Below are 21,862 nucleotides of genomic sequence, written 5' to 3'. Positions count from 1 at the left end.
TAAGGCTTTTTTGTAAGTTTCGACTGATTAATAGCACCCCAAATGAAATTTATACTACTATTCTGCCTGCTCAGTATAGGATTGTATGCGCAAGAAAATGCATATAACTTAGAAGAGTCTTCAAACAAACTTTACAATTTTGCTGAGTTTACTGCAACTGACAAACCTGAATTATCAATTGAAGAGGTTTTAAACAGCAATTTAGAATTTACTCCACTTACTTCTGACAATCATAGCATTGGTTTTACTTCACAGAGTTTCTGGACCAGATTTAAACTTTTTAACCCAGATAGCGAATCAAAAACTTACTATCTACAAACAGCAAGACCAATAACTGATATTGCTGATTTATATCAAATATCAAAAAATGGCATTGAAAAGTTTAGTAGTGGAGACCAAATTCCTTTTAATGAAAGGCAGGTTGAACATAGAGAAACCATTTTCAAAATAACATTACCAGCTAATACAACTCAGCAATTTTATTTGCATTTAGCAAGTGATGGCGAAACCATAAACATACCATTAGATATTTACAGTGAGTTTGATTTTTGGGTAATGAACTATAAACAACAATTATTTTTAGGGTTGTTTTATGGACTATTGTTTCTGGCAGGTGTAATTTATCTTTTCTTTTACACCAGTTTAAAAGAAAAAACATTTTTGTATTATGGGTTTTATGTGTTTTCAATTGCTTTAATGCAAGGTGCATTAGATGGTTTAATCTTTCAATATATATTTCCAAATGGAGGCTTTATAAATAGTAGAGCAGTAATGATAGCTGCATTGGCATCAAACTTCTTTTTACTTAAATATTGCGAGTACTTTTTAAAGGTAAAACAGCGAACACCAAAAATACACAGTGTTTTTAAAGGCATTTATATTTTTATTGCTGTATTATTTGTTATGGTTGTCTTTAGTGAAAAGACACTTGAACTTACCTACCCAATAGCAAACTTAAATGGACTTATAAGCTTAGTTTTTATACTTGCTACATTATTTATAATACGTTTTAAAAAGATAAAAATAGACCCTTATTTTTCTATTGGAATTTTCTTTTTAGTAATAGGTTTGTTAGGCTTTGTAATGAATAATTTAAGCCTATTACCAAACAATTTCTACACGCTCAATAGTGCCAAATTTGGTTCAGGTTTTGAGGTGATTTTCTTATCGCTTTCCATGACTAATCTCATCAAAAGGTTACGCATGGAAAAGGAGAAATCTCAGGTTTTAGCGTTAAAGAAATCGGAAGAGATTAGTAAACTAAAAACGTATTTTATGTCTAACATGAGTCATGAATTACGAACACCCATAAATGCTATTATGGGTATTGCTGAGAATCAATTAGAAACTAATAAAAGCAATACAAGCAGAAAGAATTTTGAAATCATTAAAAATGCGTCTCTTAGTTTGTTGAGTAACGTAAATGATATTCTAGATTTTGAAAAGATTGAAAAGAAAGAACTTAAGCTAAGAAGTGAAGAGTTTAACCCTTCTGTAGTACTTAATCAGATAAGCTCAAATTGGAAGTTAGAAGCCGAAAAGAAAGGGTTGACTTATGCTTTTGAAATGGATTACAACATTCCTACGAGAGTAAAAGGAGATAAAGAGCGGTTTGTTCAAATAATAAACAACATCCTCAACAACGCCATTAAATTTACAATAAAAGGAGGCGTTCATTTAAAACTTAGCTGTACTCAACAGCCAAATGATCTGTCGCGTTTTTCTTTCGTGGTTTCTGACACAGGTGTTGGAATGTCTGATGATATGAAAGAGAATATGTTTGATAGTTTTAACCAAATGAAGCATGATAACAAAAGGCAATTTGGAGGAATTGGTTTAGGAATGACCATCGCAAAGTACTTAGTTGAACTTTTTAACGGTACAATTAGTATAGAAAGTAGCGAAGGAAAAGGGACTAAGGTTTTTGTTGAGCTTCCTTTAGAAGTTATTAGTAAACCTAAAGAGGAATCTTTTTTAAATGTTAACCAAAAAGACCCTTTAAAAGTCTTGGTGGTTGAAGACAATGTGATGAACCAAATGATTATGCGCAAGCTTTTAGGAAGTTCAGAGCATATTAATTTTGCTGTGGCGCAAAACGGTCAGGAGGCTTTAGAAATTCTAAAAAAAGATGTTTACGATGTTGTTTTAATGGATTTACAAATGCCAGTAATGGATGGTTATGAAGCCACAAAAATTATTAGAAGTGGAACATTAGGACAAGTTATTGGCGAAATTCCTATTATAGCAGTAACAGCTGATGCAATGCAAGAAACCAGACAAAGAGTGCTTGATATTGGTATGAATGACTATATGACCAAACCAGTAAATAAAGACTTATTAATGGAAAAAATAAATTACTGCTGTAAACCTAAACTACAAATAGCATAAGTGGGCTTTAAACTTCTTTTTCTATAAATTCGATATTTGGATTACAAATTTCTAAAATGAGATTTCTTAACTCTACCGTATAGTTCTCTAAGGTTTCTTGAGAAATTAATGTGTTTTTGTTTTCAGTGAATTTTAAAAACCCACTGCCTAAGTTTTTAAACGAAATTATTCCTGCTTCAACAGGTGCTGTAAACGGCTTTTTAGAGTTTAACATATATGCATAAGCCAGTATTTGAAATGGTTTACTGTATTTATCATAGTCGGTAGTTAGATCTTCCCATTGAGAAATTTTAACTTTAGAAGCCTCTACTTTTCCAGATTTATAATCAATAATACGAGTAGTACCATTAAACTCATCAATTCGGTCCACTTTTCCTGTTAAATAAACAGGAAAGTCTAGTTCAGGAATATCAATTTTTACTTTATTATCTTCTTCAACCGAAATAATTTTTATAGTATTTCCTTGCTGAAGCGCATCTATTTCTAAATCTAAAAAATTAGAAACATACCGCTTTGCTATTTCAAAAATGATAAGGTTTTTACCTTTTGTGGTATCCCCTTTTTTATATTCATTTTTAAAGTGCTTTAAAACAGTATCATGTATTTTAGGCTTCATTGCTTCAACGTTTTTAGAAGTAAGCTCTTTGCCAATGTAAGGCGTATAAAAGTCCTCTAAAGTGTTGTGGATTGTAGTCCCTAACGTATTAGTTGCAACAGTTTCTTCAACATCATCAAACTCTTTAATTCCGAGAATTTTTTGCTTATAAAAGTCAATTGGGTTTCTAATGTAATTTGTTAATGAAGAAGGCGAAAACCCTTTTTCTGCAATTTCTTTTATGCGCGATAGTACTGCATCAGTCTTTTTAATTTGAGTGAGACTTTGTTGAATAGCAGGTACTTTAGGCGACACTATGTAGTGGTTAATATTGTGTGTGTCATCAATTTCTAATTGAGTGATAAATCTACTTTTTTCATTGCCTTGTAACACATCTGGTTCGGTATTATAAACCAAAAAAACAGTGTTAGCTCGTTGTAATAGCCTATAAAAATGATATGTGTAAACTGCATCTTTTTCCTTATAGGTTGGCAGGTTGTTTTCTATTTTAACATCAAAAGGAATAAAAGAATTATTACTTTTTCCAGCAGGTAGAACACCTTCATTAACCGAAGCAATAATAACTGTCTCAAAATCGAGAACTCGAGATTCTAGCATTCCCATAATTTGAAGACCTTGCAGAGGTTCTCCCTTAAAATCTAATGTTTCGTTTTTAATAAGTTCTCTATATAAACCATGTAAAGTATTTATAGATTCAATATGCTCATGTTTTGTCAACATTAGTCCTAATGTATTGAATATTTCATTAAACCTATATAAGTACTCTAATGAGAGTAATTGTTTTGATTTATCCTTGTCTAAAAACGCTTTAATAGACATGATAAGTTTGCTACAATTTGATAAACCTCTTCTTGAATTATTGTTCCAATTATTGAAAAGGAGTTCTAACAACTCTGTTTTAGATGGAGCTAATTCAGTAATCCCTTTAGCAGTAATATTAGCAATATTATTGTTTTGAATATGGTCAATTATTATGTCTGCATGGTCAATATCATTATCAACAAGAAGCGGTTTTATAAATTGATGGGACAGTATTGTTATTACATCTTTGTAATACAGAGTTTTTGAAGTTGATTTTTGAATCGCAAATAGCTTTTCAAACAAAGACGCCAATGGAATTGCATTTAAAGGTAAACCCATAGTAATATTAATGGGACCAATATCTTCAGGCATTGAATTTAATAAAGGCATTAATAGGCTTTCATTGCCTAAAACAACAGCTGTGTTTTTTAATGAGTTCTTCTCGTTTTTTAAACGCTGAAGCAACTCACCTATATATTTTACTTGACCAATATTTTTTGGAGTACCAATAATATCTATGTTCTTTGGTTTGGAATAATTGTTCGATAACCAATTGATTGGGTTTTTTCTAAAATAAGGCCAATTCGCTTTATGTTGTCTTATAAACATACCAGCATCATGAATTGAATCTTTAAAAAACCGTTGGTCTAAATCCCAATAGATAATAGCTATATCTTGCTGTAAAAGTTCTTGTATTATGGTTTCTTCGGCTTTGTTAAGTGCGTTAAAACCAACAAACACAAATGTCTTTTCTTGGTTTGCAATTGTGAACTGTTCAAGGTTATTTACTGCTTCCCTATACACCAAGCCTTGGTATCCTTTTCGCTTTGAAATGAGTTGGTCGTTTAATAACTCATAATATTGTTTTAAACGTTTCCAAAAGGCTAGATAGTTTTTAATATAATCGGTTTGATTTTCATCAACTGACCAATGATGATGCTCTATTTCTTTAATAGCAGTTAAGTAATCAAAAATATTTTGAGGCGCTACAAGATAACGGTCTATTTCATTAAAATCTTGAAGCAGTATTTGAGCCCATTTATAAAATTGATCAAAGGGCTCCACATTTTCTTTTGGAGTTACCTTAAGATATACATCATAAAACTCAAAAATCAACTCAGTATTATTGATGTATTGTAAGTTAGATAGTGTTTCTACAAATGTTTCAGTAGAAAGAATTTCAGGTGCAAAAAAAGTGCTTTTAAATACTTTAGATAATTCGTGTTTTAAGAAAACACCAGCTCTTTTACTAGGAAGTACAAAGGTTAATTCTGAAACGTTGAGGCTTTTTTCATGTATGTCAATAATAACCTCTTCTATAAAACTTGTCATATCATAAAAATAAAAAACGCTCCGAATTTCGGAGCGTTTTTTAAACTTATTTTATAGTGTTTTAAAACTTAATTATTTTTTAAGTTTTACTTCTACACGTCTGTTGTTTTTTCTTCCAGAAGCAGTAGAGTTAGAATCTATTGGGTTAGCTTCACCAAAACCAGCAGCAGTTAATCTGTCAGCGTTGATACCGTTAGCGATTAAGTAATCTCTTACAGCGTTAGCTCTTCTTTCAGATAATAATTGGTTAGATGATTTAGATCCAACGCTATCAGTGTGTCCTTCAATAGAGAAGTTAGCTTGTGGATATTCTTTAAAGATAGCAGTCATAGCTTGTAATACAGGATCAGTTTCTTTTTTGAAAGAAGATTTTCCAGTATCAAATAAGATAGTTCTAGCGTAGTTGTTTAAAGTTTCCATTACTTCAGCAGTAGGAAGAACTTCTGGGCAACCATTGTTAGCAACAGTACCAGCTTCGTTAGGACATTTATCGTCTTTGTCTAATACACCGTCACCATCAGTATCTGGCCATGGGCAACCGTTGTTAGCAGCAGGACCAGCTTCGTTAGGACATTTGTCATCTTTATCAGCAACACCGTCACCATCAGCATCTGGACATCCAGCTAAAGCTTTTAAACCAGCAACTGTAGGACAGTTATCATCTTTATCAGCAACACCGTCACCATCAGTGTCAGGGCAACCGTTAAACTCAGCTAAACCAGCTTCGTTAGGACAATCGTCTTTAGAATCTTCAATACCATCGTTGTCAGAATCTGGACAACCGTTGAATGCTTCTAAACCAGGAACGTCTGGACAAGCATCATCTTTGTCATATATACCATCTCCATCAGTATCTTTTCCACCAAATTTGATAGCAAGACCAACTGAATGTTGGAAGTGAGTAGCTAAATAATCTTCAAATGCATGTTTGTAAGATGTTTGTACAGTTAAACCAACGTTTTCACTAAACCAAAGGTTAAAACCTGCAGTACCATTTAATGTACCAGCTCCGATTTCGTTGATCCAAGTGTAACCACCACCTACTCCTAAGTAAGGGTCAATTAATTTAGAGTTGATTAATTTTGCAAAGCTATATTTTACTGTACCATCTAAAGCGTAGTAAGATAAATCGTCAACTGTAGAATCACCAAAGCTATCAATTTCATTGATAGAACCAGCAGCAGTTAATGTAAACCCATCACTTAAATATCTAGAAACAGATACTGTAGATAATGATGGCAAAAAGTTGTAGTGATCACTAAGGTTGAAAAACTCGTCAAAGTATTCACCTAACGGAGCATCTTCTCCAGTAGGATAAAAGTCAACTGCATTTACACCAATTCCAACAGCCCAAGGATTGTTTTCATCTTGTGCATTAGCATTGAAGCTTAATAAAAGCAACATAGCGAAAAATAATCTGCTAAGATTTTTCATATTCTAATAATTTTAATTTTAAGTGTTAATTGTAAGCAAAAGTAAGTTGTTAAATTTTATTAACAAAGACAAATATATAAAAATATTGATTATTTGCCCTAAAATAGAGGTGTTTGGAACAAATTTAAATTATTTCTAAAGATTTCCCAACCTTAATAAAAGCAGCAATAGCCTTATCTAAGTGCTCTTTTGTGTGTGCTGCCGAGAGTTGTACTCTAATTCTTGCTTTTTCTTTAGGAACTACAGGGAAAAAGAATCCAATCACGTATATTCCTTCGTTTAAGAGCATTTTTGCCATTTTTTGAGACAATTTAGCATCATATAACATCACAGGAACAATAGCTGAGTCTCCGTCAATGATGTCAAAACCAGCGTCTTTTAACCCTTTTTTGAAGTAAGCAGTATTGCTTTCTAAAGTATCTCTTAATGAGGTGTCTTTGGCAAGCATATCAAAAACCTTAATAGAAGCTCCTACAATTGCAGGCGCCAATGAGTTTGAAAACAGATATGGTCTTGAGCGTTGACGCAGTATTTCAATAATTTCTTTTTTGCCAGTTGTATAACCTCCCATTGCTCCTCCAAGAGCTTTACCTAATGTTCCGGTTATAATATCTATTCGTCCTAAAACGCCTTTGTCTTCAAGTGTTCCTCTACCAGTTTCACCAATAAAACCAGCAGCATGACATTCGTCAATCATAACCAACGCATCATACTTATCAGCCAAGTCACAAATTTCATCTAAAGGCGCAACTAAACCATCCATTGAAAACACTCCATCTGTGACAATAATTTTAAAGCGAGCTCCATTTTCATTAGCTGCAATTAATTGCTTTTCAAGATCTTCCATGTTGTTATTTTCATAACGGTATCTTGCTGCTTTACATAAACGAACACCATCAATTATTGAGGCGTGGTTAAGCGAGTCAGAGATAATAGCATCTTCTTTTCCTAATAATGGTTCAAAAACACCACCATTAGCATCAAAAGCTGCAGCATAGAGTATAGTATCTTCGGTACCATAAAACTCAGCTATTTTTTCTTCAAGTTCTTTATGAATATCTTGTGTTCCGCAAATAAAACGAACAGAAGACATTCCAAATCCATGTGTGTCCATTGCGTCTTTAGCAGCTTGTACAACTTCAGGATGTGAGGATAAACCTAAGTAATTATTAGCGCAAAAATTTAAAACTGTTTCTCCAGTAGTTAAAGTAATTTCGGCACCTTGAGGCGAAGTAATTATACGCTCTTCTTTGTAAAGACCAGCTTCTTTGATGTCTTTTATTTCGTTTTGTAAGTGTTGTTGTATCTTTCCGTACATATCGTCTTTGGTTTTTTACAAAGTTAAAATTCTTTTACCTGAATATCATCATTTATGTACACAAGAATTTTTTTGGTGACGTTGTAATTCATGTCTTGTAAGACTGAGGTGTAGAGTTCTAACTGTTGCTTGTGAGAGCTTTTTTCAGCTCCAGTTTTGTAGTCTATAATTATTGCTCTATTGGTGTTTATTACTAAACGGTCTGGTCGTAAAATTTGACCGTCTTTAGTAATGATATCTCTTTCATTGTAAATCAAATTATCGTTTTCAAAGTAAGGTTTTAGGAGTTGGTGATCAACAATTTTTAAAACCATTGGTTTTAGTTCGTCGTATTGTTGACTATTGATAGTTCCTGATTCGATGTACTGATTGAACACAAAATCAATATCTTCTTTGGTTTTAATTTCAGCCATGATATTATGAACCAAATTCCCTTTTTCAATAGATTTTTCTTGATCAGTATCCCATAAATAAGCCGAATTGGTAATGATATTTAAATTGTGTTGCGCTCTTGAAGTAGAAATAAATAGCTCTTGTTGAACGGTTGGTTCTGCTTCATGTGACTGTAATGTTCTTTTTGGGCTTCCAAAAGTATATTCGGTTTGAGTATCATTCCACAGTGCTTTAGATTTTAAGAAATTGATAAAAAGCCCTGAATAGTATTTTAGCTTCTCTTCGTTTTTAGCGTCTGTGTCATATTCTGAAATGACATATAATTGTTCAACAGCTCTAGTCATAACAACATACAGTAAGTTAATGGCATCGAGCTCTAATTCAGATTGATAGTTTGTATAAATTTCGTTACCAGTGTTATCTAATTCCTCAAGGTCTTTATTTAGGTTGATGTACATGTGCGAGAAACCATTAAACGCTTCAGTATTTACAGGAAACCAAACTTTTGGAGATATGTCAAAATATATATTCTGATTAGCATAAGGGAAAATTACCACAGGAAATTCTAATCCTTTAGATTTATGAATAGTCATTATTTGTACTGCATTATCGTTTTGTGATGATACAATACTTAGCTTGTCTTTTTTGCGTTCCCAAAACTCTAAAAAACCAGAAATACTAGAACCGTGTTTTTGTGAAAAATCGAGAATTTCGTCTAAATAAAACTGAATATAAGCATTTGAGGTTGCATTTAATTTAAAGGCTCTTATAATATGTTCTACGGCTTCATAAATTGGCAAGCTAGAAAATGTCCCAAAGTGAAAATTGAAGTCATACTCTTTCAATGCAGTAAATAGTTTGCTTGATGGTAAATGCACCAAACTACTAACAAAATCATGTTTTTGTTCAAGTTTTAAGCTGTGTTCAGCAATGAAGAACAAAATATCACATTTTACTTCATTATTTTGAGGCTGTATGCTTAGTTGTAAAATGGACGTTATAAAGTTAACCTCAGGAGCGTTTTTGAGCATAAGCGATTCTGAAGACACTACATTTATTCCATTTTGGCTTAAATATTCAGCAATTGCGATTCCTTCTTTACTTTTTCGGGTAATAATACAAATATCACCTAGCTTAAAACCATTGTCCAAAGCCTTGTTAATTGAGAACAGTGTTTTTTCACAATATAATTCATCTTTATCTTGATCTTTGGTATTTAAAAATGAGAGTTCTACATAACCGTTTTCTTGAATAAAAACGTCTTGTGAACTCGCTTGATAAATAGCTTGATGTTCAGGACTTGATAGCGCAAAATTACTAATGTGCTTAAAGAAATCATTATTGAAATCTACAACAGTTTTAGTACTTCTAAAATTATAATCTAAATGCTTGGTGGCAATCTCAATATGAAACGGATTGACCTTTTCGGTATACATATCAATAAACTGTTCAGCTTTTCCTCCTCTCCATCTGTAAATAGCTTGTTTAGCATCTCCAACTAGCATTATGGAACCTGTTTCGCCTTTTAAATTTTCACCAGAAAGCACATTGTCTGCTAAAGGAATTAGGTTTTGCCATTGCAAAACCGAAGTGTCTTGAAATTCATCAATAAAGTAATGTTTAAACTTTTCACCCAAACGCTCATATATAAAAGGTGCTGGTTGGTGCTTTATTTCTTTACGAATAATAGAATTAAATTCTGAAATCAGTAAGAGGTTGTCTTCTTCTTTCAGTTCATTTAAAGTATTGTTTATAGCGTTTAAAACCGAAAGAGGCGTAATGTTTTTTATGCAATTGTTTAAAAATTTATATTCGGAAACCGCTTGTTTTGTATCGTTAAAAGCTAAAATAAGTTGAGGCTGTATAGCATTAATAGTTTCCGCAACTTCATTTGAAACACGTTTTGGGTATAAGGTGTTGCCTTCAAGAAGGTCGTTTTGCCAACCTAAATTAAACGATACATTTACATCAGAACTACTAAGTTTTTGAAAATACTTAGGTAAATAGCCTCTGGAAAAATCGTTGTGTTCTAAACCTGCTTCATTTATTAGCGTTAAAACTTTATTTGATGTTTCTACTAGGCTTGACTCTTTGGCTTTGAGGGTTTTAATAAGTACAGACTTTAAATCTGAAAAATCCTTTAATTGCTTACCTTCAAGTTGCTCAATAAATTCAATATCATTTTCATTGACCAGTAGTTTAGCAATTGTATTAAAATCATAAGCGATGTCCCAGCTTCTATCGTCATCGGCTTTTTCAATAGCAAAGTCAACCAGCACTTTAGTTAGTTGCTCATCTTCTCCTGCTTTATCAATCAGTTTGTCAACAGCTTTAGCAAGTAGATAAGGTGTGTCTAGTTCAACTTCAAAATTTACAGGAAGTTTTAAGTCGTGTGCAAATGTTCTAATAAGCCTATGGTTAAACTTGTCAATAGTTGAAATATCAAAAGACGCATAGTTATGAATAATAGTTTGCAGTATTACTTTTGACTTTTCATGAAGCTCATTAGGAGAAATATCAAGCTCTTCAACCAAAAGGGAGAACATACTATTAGGATTTTCTATAATTGAAGTCTCAGAAAACGCTTTAAGCATATTTATAATACGCTCTTTCATTTCATTTACTGCCTTATTAGTAAAGGTTAGAGCTAACACAGTTCTAAAAGCAAGTAAGCTGTTGGAGTTTAGTAAAATTTTCAAATACTCTTTAACCAGTGTAAACGTTTTTCCGCTACCTGCAGATGCATTATAAATGGTAAAAGAACTGTTTTTTAGCATGTAGAAATTTTTGATACAATATAAAAACAATCAATAGATTGATAACAATATATTATTTTAAATCATCTGTTTTTTTACGTATTATGTGTAAATTTGAAGAAATAAACAATAACAACATAAAAATCAAATATTATGGCTTTTGAATTACCAAAATTAAAATATGCTTACGATGCTTTAGAACCAAATATTGATGCACGTACAATGGAAATACACCATTCAAAGCACCATCAAGGATATACAAACAACCTAAATAATGCAATTGTAGGAACAGACTTAGAAGGAAAAACAATTGAAAATATCTTAGACAATTTAGATATGGACAATAAGGCTGTAAGAAATAATGGAGGAGGTTTTTACAACCACTCATTATTTTGGGATGTTATGAATCCTGAAGGAAAAGGATATTTATCAGGAGAATTAAAAGATGCTATTGAAGCAGAATTTGGTTCGGTAGATGCTTTTAAAGATGCATTTAGTAAAGCAGCAGCAACTCAGTTTGGTTCAGGTTGGGCTTGGTTGTGTGTACATAAAGGCGGAAAAGTTGAAGTATGCTCTACGCCAAACCAAGATAACCCATTAATGCCTGGAGTAGGCTGTGGAGGAACACCAATTTTAGGATTGGATGTTTGGGAGCACGCATACTATTTAAATTACCAAAATAGAAGACCAGATTATATTAATGCATTTTTTAATGTAATTAACTGGAATGAAGTAGAAAGACGTTACGCAGAAGCAAAATAGTTTTTCTAAAAATAAATTAATGAAGAACCAAGCTGAATAGGCTTGGTTTTTTATTTCTATAAATGAAAAAAGGTGAACGAGTGTCCACCTTTTTTGCCCCAAATCTACCATAAACTTAACCTACTTATGTTATGGTGACAGCAAATATATAGCGACATGTTTTAAACTGTTAAATTTATTAGATAAACGACACATAAATTAGCTTAAAAGATTTTTTGTTAGTTAAAAATGTTGATATATCTAAGGGTTTTAAAGATTTTGAGTTTTATTAGCTTAAATCGCTTTTGAGAGAAGACCTATTTTGAAAAAATAAAAAAGGTGAACGAGTGTCCACCTTTTTTGCCCCAAATCTACCATAAACTTAACCTACTTATGTTATGGTGATGACTAATATAGAGCTACTTACAGTAAAGTGTTAATAAAATAGATAAACGACACAAAAATTAGTTTAAGGAATTTTTTGAGCTTAAAATGAGATATAATGAAAATGTGAAAGGAAATTTTAAACGAATTGCATAAAAAAAGGTGAACAAGAGTTCACCTTTTTTTGCCCCAAATCTACCATGAACTTAACCTACTTATGTTATGGTCTTACTAAAGTATGCGTAATTTGTTAACAAAGTACAAATATTAGATGAAATGCATTTTTTTTAGATAAACAACGCGTTTTTTCGGATAAAGTGTGTTTTTTCTCGGTTTTTTGCTTAATAAGCACGCTCTTTATTTCCTTCGTAAAAATTAATGAAAGCCCTGTTAACCACTCTGTTACCTCCAGCAGTTGGGTAGTTGCCTGTAAAGTACCAATCGCCTAAATTTTTAGGACAAGCTTTGTGTAAATTTTCTACCGATTGAAAAATGGTTTCCACTTTAGCGCTTACTGTGTCGTCAGAGATTAATTCTGAAATCTTATCAGAAATTTCTTCGTCAGTAAATACATCATATAAATCTTTTACAAAATTGTGTACATCTTTGTCTTCAAGATCGACCTGAGCTTTACATTTATTATAAACTTCTTCAACTAAGTGATATTTGTTGTTTTCTTTTAATAATTCTAACATAGCTCTAAAAGCAATTAAATCTTCTAGTCTAGCCATGTCAATTCCATAACAGTCAGGATAACGTATTTGAGGAGCAGATGAAACCACAACAATTTTTTTAGGGTTTAATCTGTCCATCATTTTAATAATACTCTTTTTAAGGGTTGTACCTCTTACAATACTATCGTCAATGATTACAAGATTATCATTTGGTTTTATAACACCATACGTTACATCATAAACGTGCGCAACCAAATCGTCTCTACTACTGTCTTCAGTAATAAATGTTCTTAGTTTAACATCTTTAATAGCAACCTTTTCTATTCTAGGTCTTTCCGATAGTATTTCAGTAACACGTTCAGCCGAAAGCATACCGTTACCATCTAAAATAGCTTGGGTTTTCTTTTCGTTAAGGTGTTTTTCTACAGTTTCAATCATTCCAAAAAACGACGTTTCAGCAGTATTTGGAATGTATGAAAATACAGTGTTTTGTGTGTCGTTATTAATAGATTTGAGCACTTTAGGCATTAACAGTTTACCTAGCTCTTTTCTTTCTTGATAAATTTCGGCATCACTTCCTCTAGAAAAATAAATACGTTCAAACGAACACGCTTTTCTTTCAAGTGGCTCTATGATTTGTTTTATTGAAACTTCTCCAGATTTTTTGGTAATAATAGCGTGTCCTGGTTCTAGTTCTTTTACTTCTTCAAACGGAACATTAAAAACAGTTTGAATTACAGGACGCTCAGAAGCTACTACTACAACTTCATCATCTTTATAATAATATGCAGGTCTTATACCAGCAGGATCTCTTAATACAAATGCATCTCCATGACCAAGTAAACCAGCCATAGCATAACCACCATCCCAGTTTTTGGATGACTTTTTTAGGATCTTTGCAATATTAAGACGTTCGGCAATTAATGGAGAACACTCATGTTTACTGTAACCTTCTTGCTTTAGTTTTTTGTAAACTTTAGAAACAGCATCATCCAAAAAATGACCGATTTTTTCCATAATGGTAATTGTGTCGGCTTTTTCTTTTGGGTGTTGTCCTAATCTTACAAGACCATCAAATAACTGATTAACATTGGTCATGTTAAAGTTTCCTGCAACAATAAGATTTCTGTGCATCCAGTTATTTTGTCTTAAAAACGGATGAACACTCTCTACACTGTTTTTACCAAATGTTCCATAACGAACATGACCTAAAAGCACCTCTCCTATGTAAGGAATGTTCTTTTTTTGTGCTTCTACATCATCAGCATATTCAGGATGTTCACTTAATTCTTTATTGATACGATCGTTAATTTGCCCAAAAATATCTTGAATGGGTTGTTGAGCAATAGAGCGCACTCTACTTATATAACGTTCTCCTGGAGTTGTATCTAATTTAATGCTGGCAAAACCTGCACCATCTTGTCCACGATTGTGCTGTTTCTCCATCATGAGATACATTTTGTTTACGCCATAAAAAGCACTCCCATATTTTTCTTTATAAAATTCTAATGGTTTTAAAAGCCTTATTTGTGCGATTCCGCATTCGTGTTTTAAAGCATCACTCATTGTGTTGTGTTGTTGTGAGTTACAAAAATAAAACGCGCTCAGTTTTGAGCGCGTTGGTTTATGTTAGTTCAATATCAAATTGTGTTAAGTCTTTAAACTGCTGCAAGCGTTGATGAACTTCTTTTTTAGGGAGGTTTTTCATGCGCTCTGTACCAAATTTTTCTACACAAAATGAGGCCAGTGTAGAGCCATAAATAACAGCGTTTTTCATGTTTTCAAAAGAGACATCTCCTGTTTTTGCTAAATAACCTGCAAATCCACCAGCAAAAGTATCACCTGCTCCAGTTGGGTCAAACACCTCTTCTAGAGGTAAAGCAGGAGCATAAAACACACTATCGTTATGAAACAATAATGCACCATGTTCTCCTTTTTTAATAACTACATATTTTGGTCCCATTTCATGAATTTTTCTTGCTGCTACTACAAGAGAATATTCTCCTGTTAATTGTCTAGCTTCTTCATCGTTAATGGTAATAACATCAACACGCTTTATAACATTGTGTAAATCTTCAAGCGCTGAGTCCATCCAAAAATTCATAGTGTCTAAAATAGCCAGTTTTGGCTTTTTAGTCATTTGATCCAAAACACTAGATTGTACTATTGGGTGTAAGTTACCAAGCATTACAATTTCAGCGTCTTTATAATCTTGTGGTACAACAGGATTAAAATCAGCTAATACATTAAGCTCAGTTGCTAAGGTATCTCTAGAGTTCATGTCGTTATGGTAGCGACCACTCCAAAAGAACGTTTTACCGTCTTTTATGATTTCTATTCCTGAAATATCAATATTTTTTTCAGATAATAAATCTAAATATTCTTGAGGAAAATCTCCTCCAACAACCGATACAATTGCAGAATCTACATTAAACTGTGAGGCAGACAAACCTATAAAAGTTGCTGCTCCACCTAATATCTTATCGGTTTTTCCGAAAGGTGTTTCAATAGCATCAAAAGCTACAGTACCTACAATGACTAATTTACTCATAAAGAGATTTCAAAATTTTGTGCAAAGATAGGGTTTTAAGCTCTAAATAACGAATATTATTTTCTGCCGAAATCTGCAGGAATTTCTCCCCAAGCTTTGGTTTCCCATTTTACAATTACAGTAGTGTAAGTATTGTTTTTTAACCAATTTACTGCTCTGTCAACAAGTTCAAAGAGTACCTTGTTTTTATCATTGCGCTCTAGTTTGGTATTGCAGGTTTTCTTTTTTACCCAACTCATTGCAGTTTTAGAATCGGTATATATTATGCAATTACTGTTTTTCTTTTTTAGCAGAGCTAAACCATGAACAATGGCTAAAAATTCACCAATATTATTTGTGCCTTCTTCAAAAGGACCTTGAATAAAAAGCTGCTTTTTGGTTTTAGTATCCACACCTCTATATTCCATTTTTCCAGGGTTTCCGCTAGAAGCTGCATCAACAGAAATAGAGTTGTAATTAGGCTGACCTATTTTTTTTAATTGTTCTTCAGAAAGTTCACTTTTAAATGTTTTGTTTTTCCCTACGTAGTCAAAATAATTACCTTTTAAAGCCTTTTTAGCGGCTTCAAATGTGGGAAACGATTTGTATTGAGCGCCTTGAAAATCTTTTATTTGAGCTTTGCAATCATCCCAAGACTCAAAAACACCTGTGTGGTGACCTTTCCAAACTGTGTAGTATTTTTTCTTTTTTTTGGACATGAACTACTAATTTTCAAAAACAGCAACAGCTCTTACAGGAGAACCTGTTCCTCCTTTAATCTTTAAAGGTAAGGCAATAAAACGAAATCTTTTTCTTCCTATTAATTTATATAAATTAACCATGTTTTCATAGTGCGTAAATCCTAATTCACCACAAATATGATGTACTTCTTTGTTTGAAATTCCTGAAACACCTGGAGACATTGTTTCCACTCCAAAAGCAGCAATTTTTTGATTTCCCAACCATCTGGCTGCTTCTGCACTAATTCCTGGTCCTTTGCTCCAGTTTTCCGTTCCAAATGCTTTTCTATAATGGTCAGTATAAATTAATACAGTATCATTTTTTTTAATACTTACGCCTTGCTTTTTACAAGCAGTTTCCAAATCACTTATTTCAATTAGTTCTTTAAAAGATTTGTGAGAAAGGTCTAAGCAAATTCCTTCTGTATAAAACATTGATAAAGGCATTGTGTCGATAGACTGACCTTTATATTGTTTTGCCATGTGGTTTAAAGCGTCAACATGAGTGCCTGTATGCTCGCCTAATTCTAGTTTATGTACAGCAGGCGTTTTGGTTTTAGAATCAAAATCGCCATCCCAATCTTCGTGGGTGTTATGAACAGACATTTTTACTTGAGGCAAATCTTTATAAACAGGCATACCTTCATAAATGTCTTGGCTTAAATCTATAATTTCAGTCATTGCCTTAGTATTATGACTTTAATAAGTCTTCAACTACTTTTGGAAAATGCTCCATTTCAAGCTCATGAATTTTTGCCGCTACAGTTTCAGCAGTATCAGATGATTCTACACTACATTTAGCCTGAAAAATAATAGCACCTTCATCATAGTTTTCGTTAACATAATGAATGGTAATACCAGTTTCGGTTTCGTTATTTGCTACAACAGCTTCATGAACGTGCATACCGTACATACCTTTTCCTCCATATTTAGGTAATAAAGCAGGATGAATATTAATGACTTTATTAGGGAAATGTTGTAAAATATGCTCAGGAAACTTCCATAAAAAACCAGCTAGTATTATTAAGTCTGGTTGAGCAGCTTTTAGGATGTTTAGGACATCATCGGTTTTTGAGAAAGCAACTCTGTTGAATGATAAAGCGCTAACGTTCAGGTTTTTTGCGCGTTCTAGTACTTTGGCATGAGGATTGTTGGTCAACACCTGAATAACAGACGCATTATCTCTGTTGTGAAAAAACTTAATTAAATTTTCAGCATTGGTTCCACTTCCGGACGCAAAAATTACAATACGTTTCATTTACAGATATAATGTTAGGATTATTCGAAACAAAAAAAAGAATAATTATTAACAATTAGAAGCCAAAATAGAAATACTTAAAAGTAATTTTAGTAAATTACATTCACATTTTTAAAGTAAAGATGTGTATTAAATAAAGTTTTTTTATTTTTGCGCTCTAATTAAAACTTAAAATTTAAAAATTATGTCAGACATTGCATCAAGAGTAAAAGCGATTATCGTAGACAAATTAGGTGTTGATGAGAACGAAGTTGTAACTGAAGCAAGCTTCACAAACGATTTAGGAGCAGATTCATTAGACACTGTAGAATTAATTATGGAATTCGAAAAGGAATTTGATATCCAAATTCCAGATGATCAAGCTGAGAACATTGCAACAGTTGGTCAAGCTATCTCATATATAGAAGAAGCAAAATAATTCACGTTAATTTATGGAATTAAGGCGAGTTGTAGTTACTGGGTTAGGTGCACTTACTCCTATAGGCAATACCAAAGATCAATATTGGGAAGGCTTATTACAAGGAAAAAGTGGTGCAGCACCTATAACATATTTTGATACTGAAAAGTTCAAAACCAAATTCGCTTGCGAATTAAAAAACTTTAACGCTACCGATTTTCTTGACAGAAAAGAAGCTAGAAAGATGGACAGATTTACGCAATATGCAATGGTAGCTTCTGATGAAGCTATTGCAGATGCGAAACTAGATCTTGAGGCTGTTGATAAATTGAAAGTTGGAGTTATTTGGGGAGCAGGTATTGGAGGTTTGGAAACATTCCAGGACGAAGTACTAAACTTTGCGGCTGGAGATGGAACACCAAGATTTAATCCATTTTTCATCCCAAAAATGATTGCAGATATTGCTCCAGGAAACATATCTATTAAACATGGATTTATGGGTCCTAATTACACAACAGTATCTGCCTGTGCATCCTCTGCCAATGCTATGATTGATGCTTTAAACTATATTCGTTTAGGGCACTGTGATGTTATAGTAACTGGTGGTAGTGAAGCAGCAGTAACCATTGCTGGAATGGGTGGTTTTAATGCTATGCATGCATTATCAACAAGAAACGAAAGTCCTGAAACCGCTTCAAGACCTTTTGACGCAACCAGAGATGGTTTTGTATTAGGAGAAGGCGCAGGAGCAATAATTCTTGAAGAGTACGAGCATGCTAAAGCAAGAGGTGCAAAAATATATGCTGAAGTTATTGGAGGCGGATTGTCTTCAGATGCGCATCATATGACAGCTCCTCACCCTGAAGGTATAGGTGTAATGGCTGTAATGAGAAATTGTTTAGATAATGCTGGTATAAACCCTGAAGAAGTTGACCATATCAACACGCATGGTACATCAACACCTCTTGGAGATGTTGCTGAACTTAAAGCGATTTCGGAAGTGTTTGGTGACCACGCAAAACACATCAATATTAACTCTACTAAGTCCATGACTGGACATTTACTTGGAGCTGCAGGAGCTATAGAGTCTATTGCTGCTATTTTAGCAATAGAACATGGTGTAGTGCCTCCAACAATAAACCACGAAGTAGTAGATGAAACTATTGATCCTGAATTAAATTTAACATTAAATAAAGCTCAAAAAAGAGACGTTAAAGTTGCTATGAGTAATACATTTGGATTTGGAGGTCACAATGCTTGTGTATTATTTAAAAAATTAGATTAATTCCTGAATGAATTACATTCGTAACATATTAAATTCCCGTTCTAACGATAACGGGAATTTTTTTTTGCAACTAAAAAATATTCTAGGGTTTAAACCCAAAAACAAGAACTACTACATTACTGCATTTACCCATCGTTCTATGAATATAAAGGACAAAAAAGGAAATGCAATTAACTATGAAAGGTTAGAGTTTGTTGGCGATGCCATGTTAAGCTCAGTAATAGCAGCTTATCTTTTTAGTGAAGTTCCTCATGGAGATGAAGGCTATCTTACAAAAATGCGTTCTAAAATTGTAAGTAGAGAACACCTTAACGAATTGGGTAAAGAGCTTAATTTAATTGACTTTGTAGAAAGCAAAATTTCAAAATCCAATTTTGGTAATAACATTCATGGTAATCTTTTTGAAGCCTTAGTTGGAGCCATATTTTTAGACAGAGGTTATAGATACTGCGAAAAATTTATTTTTAAAAGAGTAATTAATCCGCATGTTGATATTGAAACCCTCGAAGGTAAGGTTATTAGCTACAAAAGCTTACTTATTGAGTGGTGCCAAAAAGAAAAAAAGACCTTTGACTACAATGTGTATGAAGACACAGGAAACGATAACCTAAAACACTTTTCGGTTAAGTTATCTATAGACGATAAAGTGGTGGCAAAGGCAAGAGCAACTTCAAAAAAGAAAGCCGAAGAAAAAGCTTCAAAACGTGCTTTTTTTGCGTTTCAAAATAAAATCACCAAATTTTTTAACGAATAATTAGACGCTTGTAAAAATTCAAACGTTTTCGTTAACAGGTCTTGATAAGATTAATGTTAACTTCATTTTTTAATTATTATATTATACTATATTTACATCGTATAGTTGATTAATTATGGCATTGCATAAATTACTTGTTGACGATTTCTATGATGCTTCTTTCACGCTTTTAGCTATTCATTGCAGACTGGAAGATTATAGATTGGCTTATCTTCTTAATAAAAATTTAGAGATAAATTTAGAGCGTAAACCACAAGATTTAGACTACAAGTATTTTTCGGCATCTTACTCTATTTATGAGTGGGAAGACAAAGAACAATACACTACTTGGAACCTCATGTCTAACGTGTGTAAAAAAGAAGAAGACAGCCTGCAAAGTACAGGATCTTTATTTGAAGCTCAAGGCAAAGTCCTAAAAACATATCACCTATTACCAGAATTGAAAAACGTTGACTATCTGTTTAAAATAGATAATGACACCCAATATTTAAACGAGAAAATAATTCTCAATAAAATACAGTCTATACCACAAGTTATCACAGCTTACAGTGTAGATGTAGAACAACTAAAATCTAAAGACCACTTAATTTTTTAATTAATGCCAAAAAGAAAGAAAACCAAAATAGTAGCAACATTAGGACCAGCAACCAGTACAAAAGATGTTTTAAAAGGCATGCTTGAGGAAGGTGTTGATGTGTTTAGAATTAACTTTTCACATGCCGACTATAAAGATGTTGAACAGCGTATAAAAATGATAAGAGAGCTTAACGATGAGTTTGGATACAATGCAGCCATTTTAGGCGATTTGCAAGGTCCAAAACTTCGTGTTGGCGTAATGAAAGGCGAAGTCATCGTTAATGAAGGTGACGAAATTATTTTTGCAACCGGAAAACGTTTTGAAGGCACAAAAGAACGTGTTTACATGACTTATGATAGCTTTCCACAAGATGCAAAACCAGGAGAACGCATACTTTTAGACGACGGAAAATTAATTTTTGAAGTGGTTTCAACCGATAAAAAATCGGAAGTAAAAGCACGCGTTATTCAAGGTGGACCCTTAAAATCTAAAAAAGGAGTTAACCTTCCTAACACTAATATTTCACAACCTGCACTTACTGAAAAAGATATCGAAGATGCCATTTTTGCAATAAAAATGCAAGTAGATTGGATTGCGTTATCGTTTGTGCGTCACGCTGAAGATTTAATTCAGCTCGAAGAACTTATCAAAGAACATAGCGAACATAAAATTCCAATTATCGCTAAGATTGAAAAACCTGAAGCTGTTGAGAATATCGATAAAATTGTTGCTTATTGCGACGGATTAATGGTAGCTCGTGGTGATTTAGGAGTAGAAATTCCAGCCGAGGAAGTTCCGCTTATCCAAAAGCAATTGGTATTACGAGCAAAACGTGCAAGAATTCCTGTAATTATTGCTACGCAAATGATGGAAACCATGATTTCTAGTTTAACACCAACACGTGCTGAGGTTAACGATGTGGCAAACTCGGTTATGGATGGAGCAGATGCAGTAATGCTTTCAGGAGAAACATCGGTTGGGAGTTATCCAGTGCAAGTTATTAGGCAAATGGCAAACATTATTAGAAGTGTTGAAGATTCGCCACTTATACAAGTACCACAATCGCCACCACACATTCGTACCAAGCGTTACATTACAAAATCTATCTGCTACCATGCAGCACATATGGCAAACGAAATTGACGCCAAAGCCATTTCTACATTAACCAATAGTGGTTATACAGCGTTTCAAATTTCGGCTTGGAGACCAAGTTCTCACATCTTGGTATTTACATCCAACAAACGTATTTTAACACAACTAAGCTTGCTTTGGGGAGTTAAAGCGTTTTATTATGATAAGTTTGTAAGTACAGATGAAACCATTGAAGACGTCAACGCTATTGCCTGTAAAAAAGGCTATCTAGAAACAGGAGATATGCTGGTAAGTCTTGCTGCAATGCCTATACAAGAAAAAGGTATGGTAAACACACTAAGAGTTACTGAAATTACAAGCTGTAGTTTTTAAATTATTTTTTGGGCGTTACC

General features: G+C 33.2%; 16 protein-coding genes. 7 read left to right on the top strand and 9 right to left on the bottom strand.

The window, feature by feature from the left end; translation table 11 throughout:
• Nucleotides 1–42 precede the first annotated feature (42 nt).
• Nucleotides 43–2,388 (top strand): hybrid sensor histidine kinase/response regulator, encoded by a 2,346-nt coding sequence (locus ABD011_RS01430; protein ID WP_343795191.1) that lies wholly within the window; start codon nt 43–45, stop codon nt 2,386–2,388.
• 7 nt (nt 2,389–2,395) lie between these two features.
• Here the strand turns inward: ABD011_RS01430 and ABD011_RS01425 are convergent, their stop codons facing one another.
• The 4 genes from ABD011_RS01425 to ABD011_RS01410 form a co-directional block, all read right to left on the bottom strand.
• The gene (locus ABD011_RS01425) at nt 2,396–5,137 is read right to left on the bottom strand and encodes a PD-(D/E)XK nuclease family protein (RefSeq protein ID WP_343795190.1); all 2,742 of its coding nucleotides are present in this window, start codon (nt 5,135–5,137) and stop codon (nt 2,396–2,398) included.
• 72 nt (nt 5,138–5,209) lie between these two features.
• Nucleotides 5,210–6,571: an OmpA family protein gene (locus ABD011_RS01420; protein WP_129759874.1), complete on the bottom strand. Its 1,362-nt coding sequence runs from the start codon at nt 6,569–6,571 to the stop codon at nt 5,210–5,212.
• Nucleotides 6,572–6,695: 124 nt separating this feature from the next.
• On the bottom strand, nt 6,696–7,889 hold the full coding sequence (gene kbl, locus ABD011_RS01415) for a glycine C-acetyltransferase (RefSeq protein ID WP_262732511.1): 1,194 nt from the start codon (nt 7,887–7,889) through the stop codon (nt 6,696–6,698).
• A 23-nt stretch (nt 7,890–7,912) separates the two neighbouring features.
• Complete coding sequence (locus ABD011_RS01410) at nt 7,913–11,059, bottom strand: UvrD-helicase domain-containing protein (RefSeq protein ID WP_343795189.1); 3,147 nt, start codon at nt 11,057–11,059, stop codon at nt 7,913–7,915.
• A 132-nt stretch (nt 11,060–11,191) separates the two neighbouring features.
• Between ABD011_RS01410 and ABD011_RS01405 the strand changes: the two genes are divergently transcribed.
• The gene (locus tag ABD011_RS01405) at nt 11,192–11,800 is read left to right on the top strand and encodes a superoxide dismutase (RefSeq protein ID WP_343795188.1); all 609 of its coding nucleotides are present in this window, start codon (nt 11,192–11,194) and stop codon (nt 11,798–11,800) included.
• Between the two features lie 704 nt (nt 11,801–12,504).
• Here the strand turns inward: ABD011_RS01405 and ABD011_RS01400 are convergent.
• The 5 genes from ABD011_RS01400 to purN are packed head-to-tail and all read right to left on the bottom strand — an operon-like array spanning nt 12,505 to nt 17,365.
• Complete coding sequence (locus ABD011_RS01400) at nt 12,505–14,403, bottom strand: amidophosphoribosyltransferase (RefSeq protein ID WP_131506459.1); 1,899 nt, start codon at nt 14,401–14,403, stop codon at nt 12,505–12,507.
• Nucleotides 14,404–14,461: 58 nt separating this feature from the next.
• On the bottom strand, nt 14,462–15,388 hold the full coding sequence (locus tag ABD011_RS01395) for a PfkB family carbohydrate kinase (protein WP_343795187.1): 927 nt from the start codon (nt 15,386–15,388) through the stop codon (nt 14,462–14,464).
• A gap of 56 nt (nt 15,389–15,444) precedes the next feature.
• Nucleotides 15,445–16,086 (bottom strand): ribonuclease H1 domain-containing protein, encoded by a 642-nt coding sequence (locus ABD011_RS01390; protein WP_131506461.1) that lies wholly within the window; start codon nt 16,084–16,086, stop codon nt 15,445–15,447.
• Between the two features lie 6 nt (nt 16,087–16,092).
• Entirely contained in the window at nt 16,093–16,788 is a 696-nt protein-coding gene (locus ABD011_RS01385; RefSeq protein WP_343795186.1) for a cyclase family protein, read from the bottom strand.
• Nucleotides 16,789–16,798: 10 nt separating this feature from the next.
• Nucleotides 16,799–17,365, bottom strand: coding sequence for a phosphoribosylglycinamide formyltransferase (purN, locus tag ABD011_RS01380; protein ID WP_343795185.1), 567 nt, complete (start codon nt 17,363–17,365; stop codon nt 16,799–16,801).
• Nucleotides 17,366–17,549: 184 nt separating this feature from the next.
• Between purN and ABD011_RS01375 the strand changes: the two genes are divergently transcribed.
• The 5 genes from ABD011_RS01375 to pyk all read left to right on the top strand — a co-directional run bounded on the left by ABD011_RS01375 (nt 17,550) and on the right by pyk (nt 21,842).
• Nucleotides 17,550–17,783, top strand: a complete 234-nt coding sequence (locus ABD011_RS01375) for an acyl carrier protein (RefSeq protein ID WP_008269813.1) — start codon at nt 17,550–17,552, stop codon at nt 17,781–17,783.
• Between the two features lie 13 nt (nt 17,784–17,796).
• Entirely contained in the window at nt 17,797–19,047 is a 1,251-nt protein-coding gene (gene fabF, locus ABD011_RS01370) for a beta-ketoacyl-ACP synthase II (RefSeq protein WP_129759883.1), read from the top strand.
• Nucleotides 19,048–19,054: 7 nt separating this feature from the next.
• On the top strand, nt 19,055–19,801 hold the full coding sequence (rnc, locus tag ABD011_RS01365) for a ribonuclease III (RefSeq protein ID WP_129759884.1): 747 nt from the start codon (nt 19,055–19,057) through the stop codon (nt 19,799–19,801).
• A 115-nt stretch (nt 19,802–19,916) separates the two neighbouring features.
• Nucleotides 19,917–20,396 (top strand): IPExxxVDY family protein, encoded by a 480-nt coding sequence (locus ABD011_RS01360; RefSeq protein WP_131506464.1) that lies wholly within the window; start codon nt 19,917–19,919, stop codon nt 20,394–20,396.
• Nucleotides 20,397–20,399: 3 nt separating this feature from the next.
• Nucleotides 20,400–21,842 (top strand): pyruvate kinase, encoded by a 1,443-nt coding sequence (pyk, locus tag ABD011_RS01355; protein ID WP_134198272.1) that lies wholly within the window; start codon nt 20,400–20,402, stop codon nt 21,840–21,842.
• Nucleotides 21,843–21,862: the final 20 nt, after the last annotated feature.

Origin of the sequence: Gaetbulibacter jejuensis (genome assembly GCF_039524015.1) — a bacterium.
In the GTDB taxonomy this organism is placed as follows: Bacteria; Bacteroidota; Bacteroidia; order Flavobacteriales; family Flavobacteriaceae; genus Gaetbulibacter_B; species Gaetbulibacter_B jejuensis.
Note: the sequence above shows the minus strand (reverse complement) of the source record. Positions and strands in the feature narration are given on the sequence as shown.

Coding starts and splice junctions, on each gene's coding strand:
- rnc (WP_129759884.1), top strand. CDS start 19,055: ATGAATTACATTCGTAACATATTAAATTCCCGTTCTAACGATAACGGG.
- ABD011_RS01360 (WP_131506464.1), top strand. CDS start 19,917: ATGGCATTGCATAAATTACTTGTTGACGATTTCTATGATGCTTCTTTC.
- ABD011_RS01395 (WP_343795187.1), bottom strand. CDS start 15,388: ATGAGTAAATTAGTCATTGTAGGTACTGTAGCTTTTGATGCTATTGAA.
- ABD011_RS01385 (WP_343795186.1), bottom strand. CDS start 16,788: ATGACTGAAATTATAGATTTAAGCCAAGACATTTATGAAGGTATGCCT.
- ABD011_RS01405 (WP_343795188.1), top strand. CDS start 11,192: ATGGCTTTTGAATTACCAAAATTAAAATATGCTTACGATGCTTTAGAA.
- pyk (WP_134198272.1), top strand. CDS start 20,400: ATGCCAAAAAGAAAGAAAACCAAAATAGTAGCAACATTAGGACCAGCA.
- fabF (WP_129759883.1), top strand. CDS start 17,797: ATGGAATTAAGGCGAGTTGTAGTTACTGGGTTAGGTGCACTTACTCCT.
- ABD011_RS01420 (WP_129759874.1), bottom strand. CDS start 6,571: ATGAAAAATCTTAGCAGATTATTTTTCGCTATGTTGCTTTTATTAAGC.
- ABD011_RS01390 (WP_131506461.1), bottom strand. CDS start 16,086: ATGTCCAAAAAAAAGAAAAAATACTACACAGTTTGGAAAGGTCACCAC.
- kbl (WP_262732511.1), bottom strand. CDS start 7,889: ATGTACGGAAAGATACAACAACACTTACAAAACGAAATAAAAGACATC.
- purN (WP_343795185.1), bottom strand. CDS start 17,365: ATGAAACGTATTGTAATTTTTGCGTCCGGAAGTGGAACCAATGCTGAA.
- ABD011_RS01375 (WP_008269813.1), top strand. CDS start 17,550: ATGTCAGACATTGCATCAAGAGTAAAAGCGATTATCGTAGACAAATTA.
- ABD011_RS01425 (WP_343795190.1), bottom strand. CDS start 5,137: ATGACAAGTTTTATAGAAGAGGTTATTATTGACATACATGAAAAAAGC.
- ABD011_RS01410 (WP_343795189.1), bottom strand. CDS start 11,059: ATGCTAAAAAACAGTTCTTTTACCATTTATAATGCATCTGCAGGTAGC.
- ABD011_RS01430 (WP_343795191.1), top strand. CDS start 43: ATGAAATTTATACTACTATTCTGCCTGCTCAGTATAGGATTGTATGCG.
- ABD011_RS01400 (WP_131506459.1), bottom strand. CDS start 14,403: ATGAGTGATGCTTTAAAACACGAATGCGGAATCGCACAAATAAGGCTT.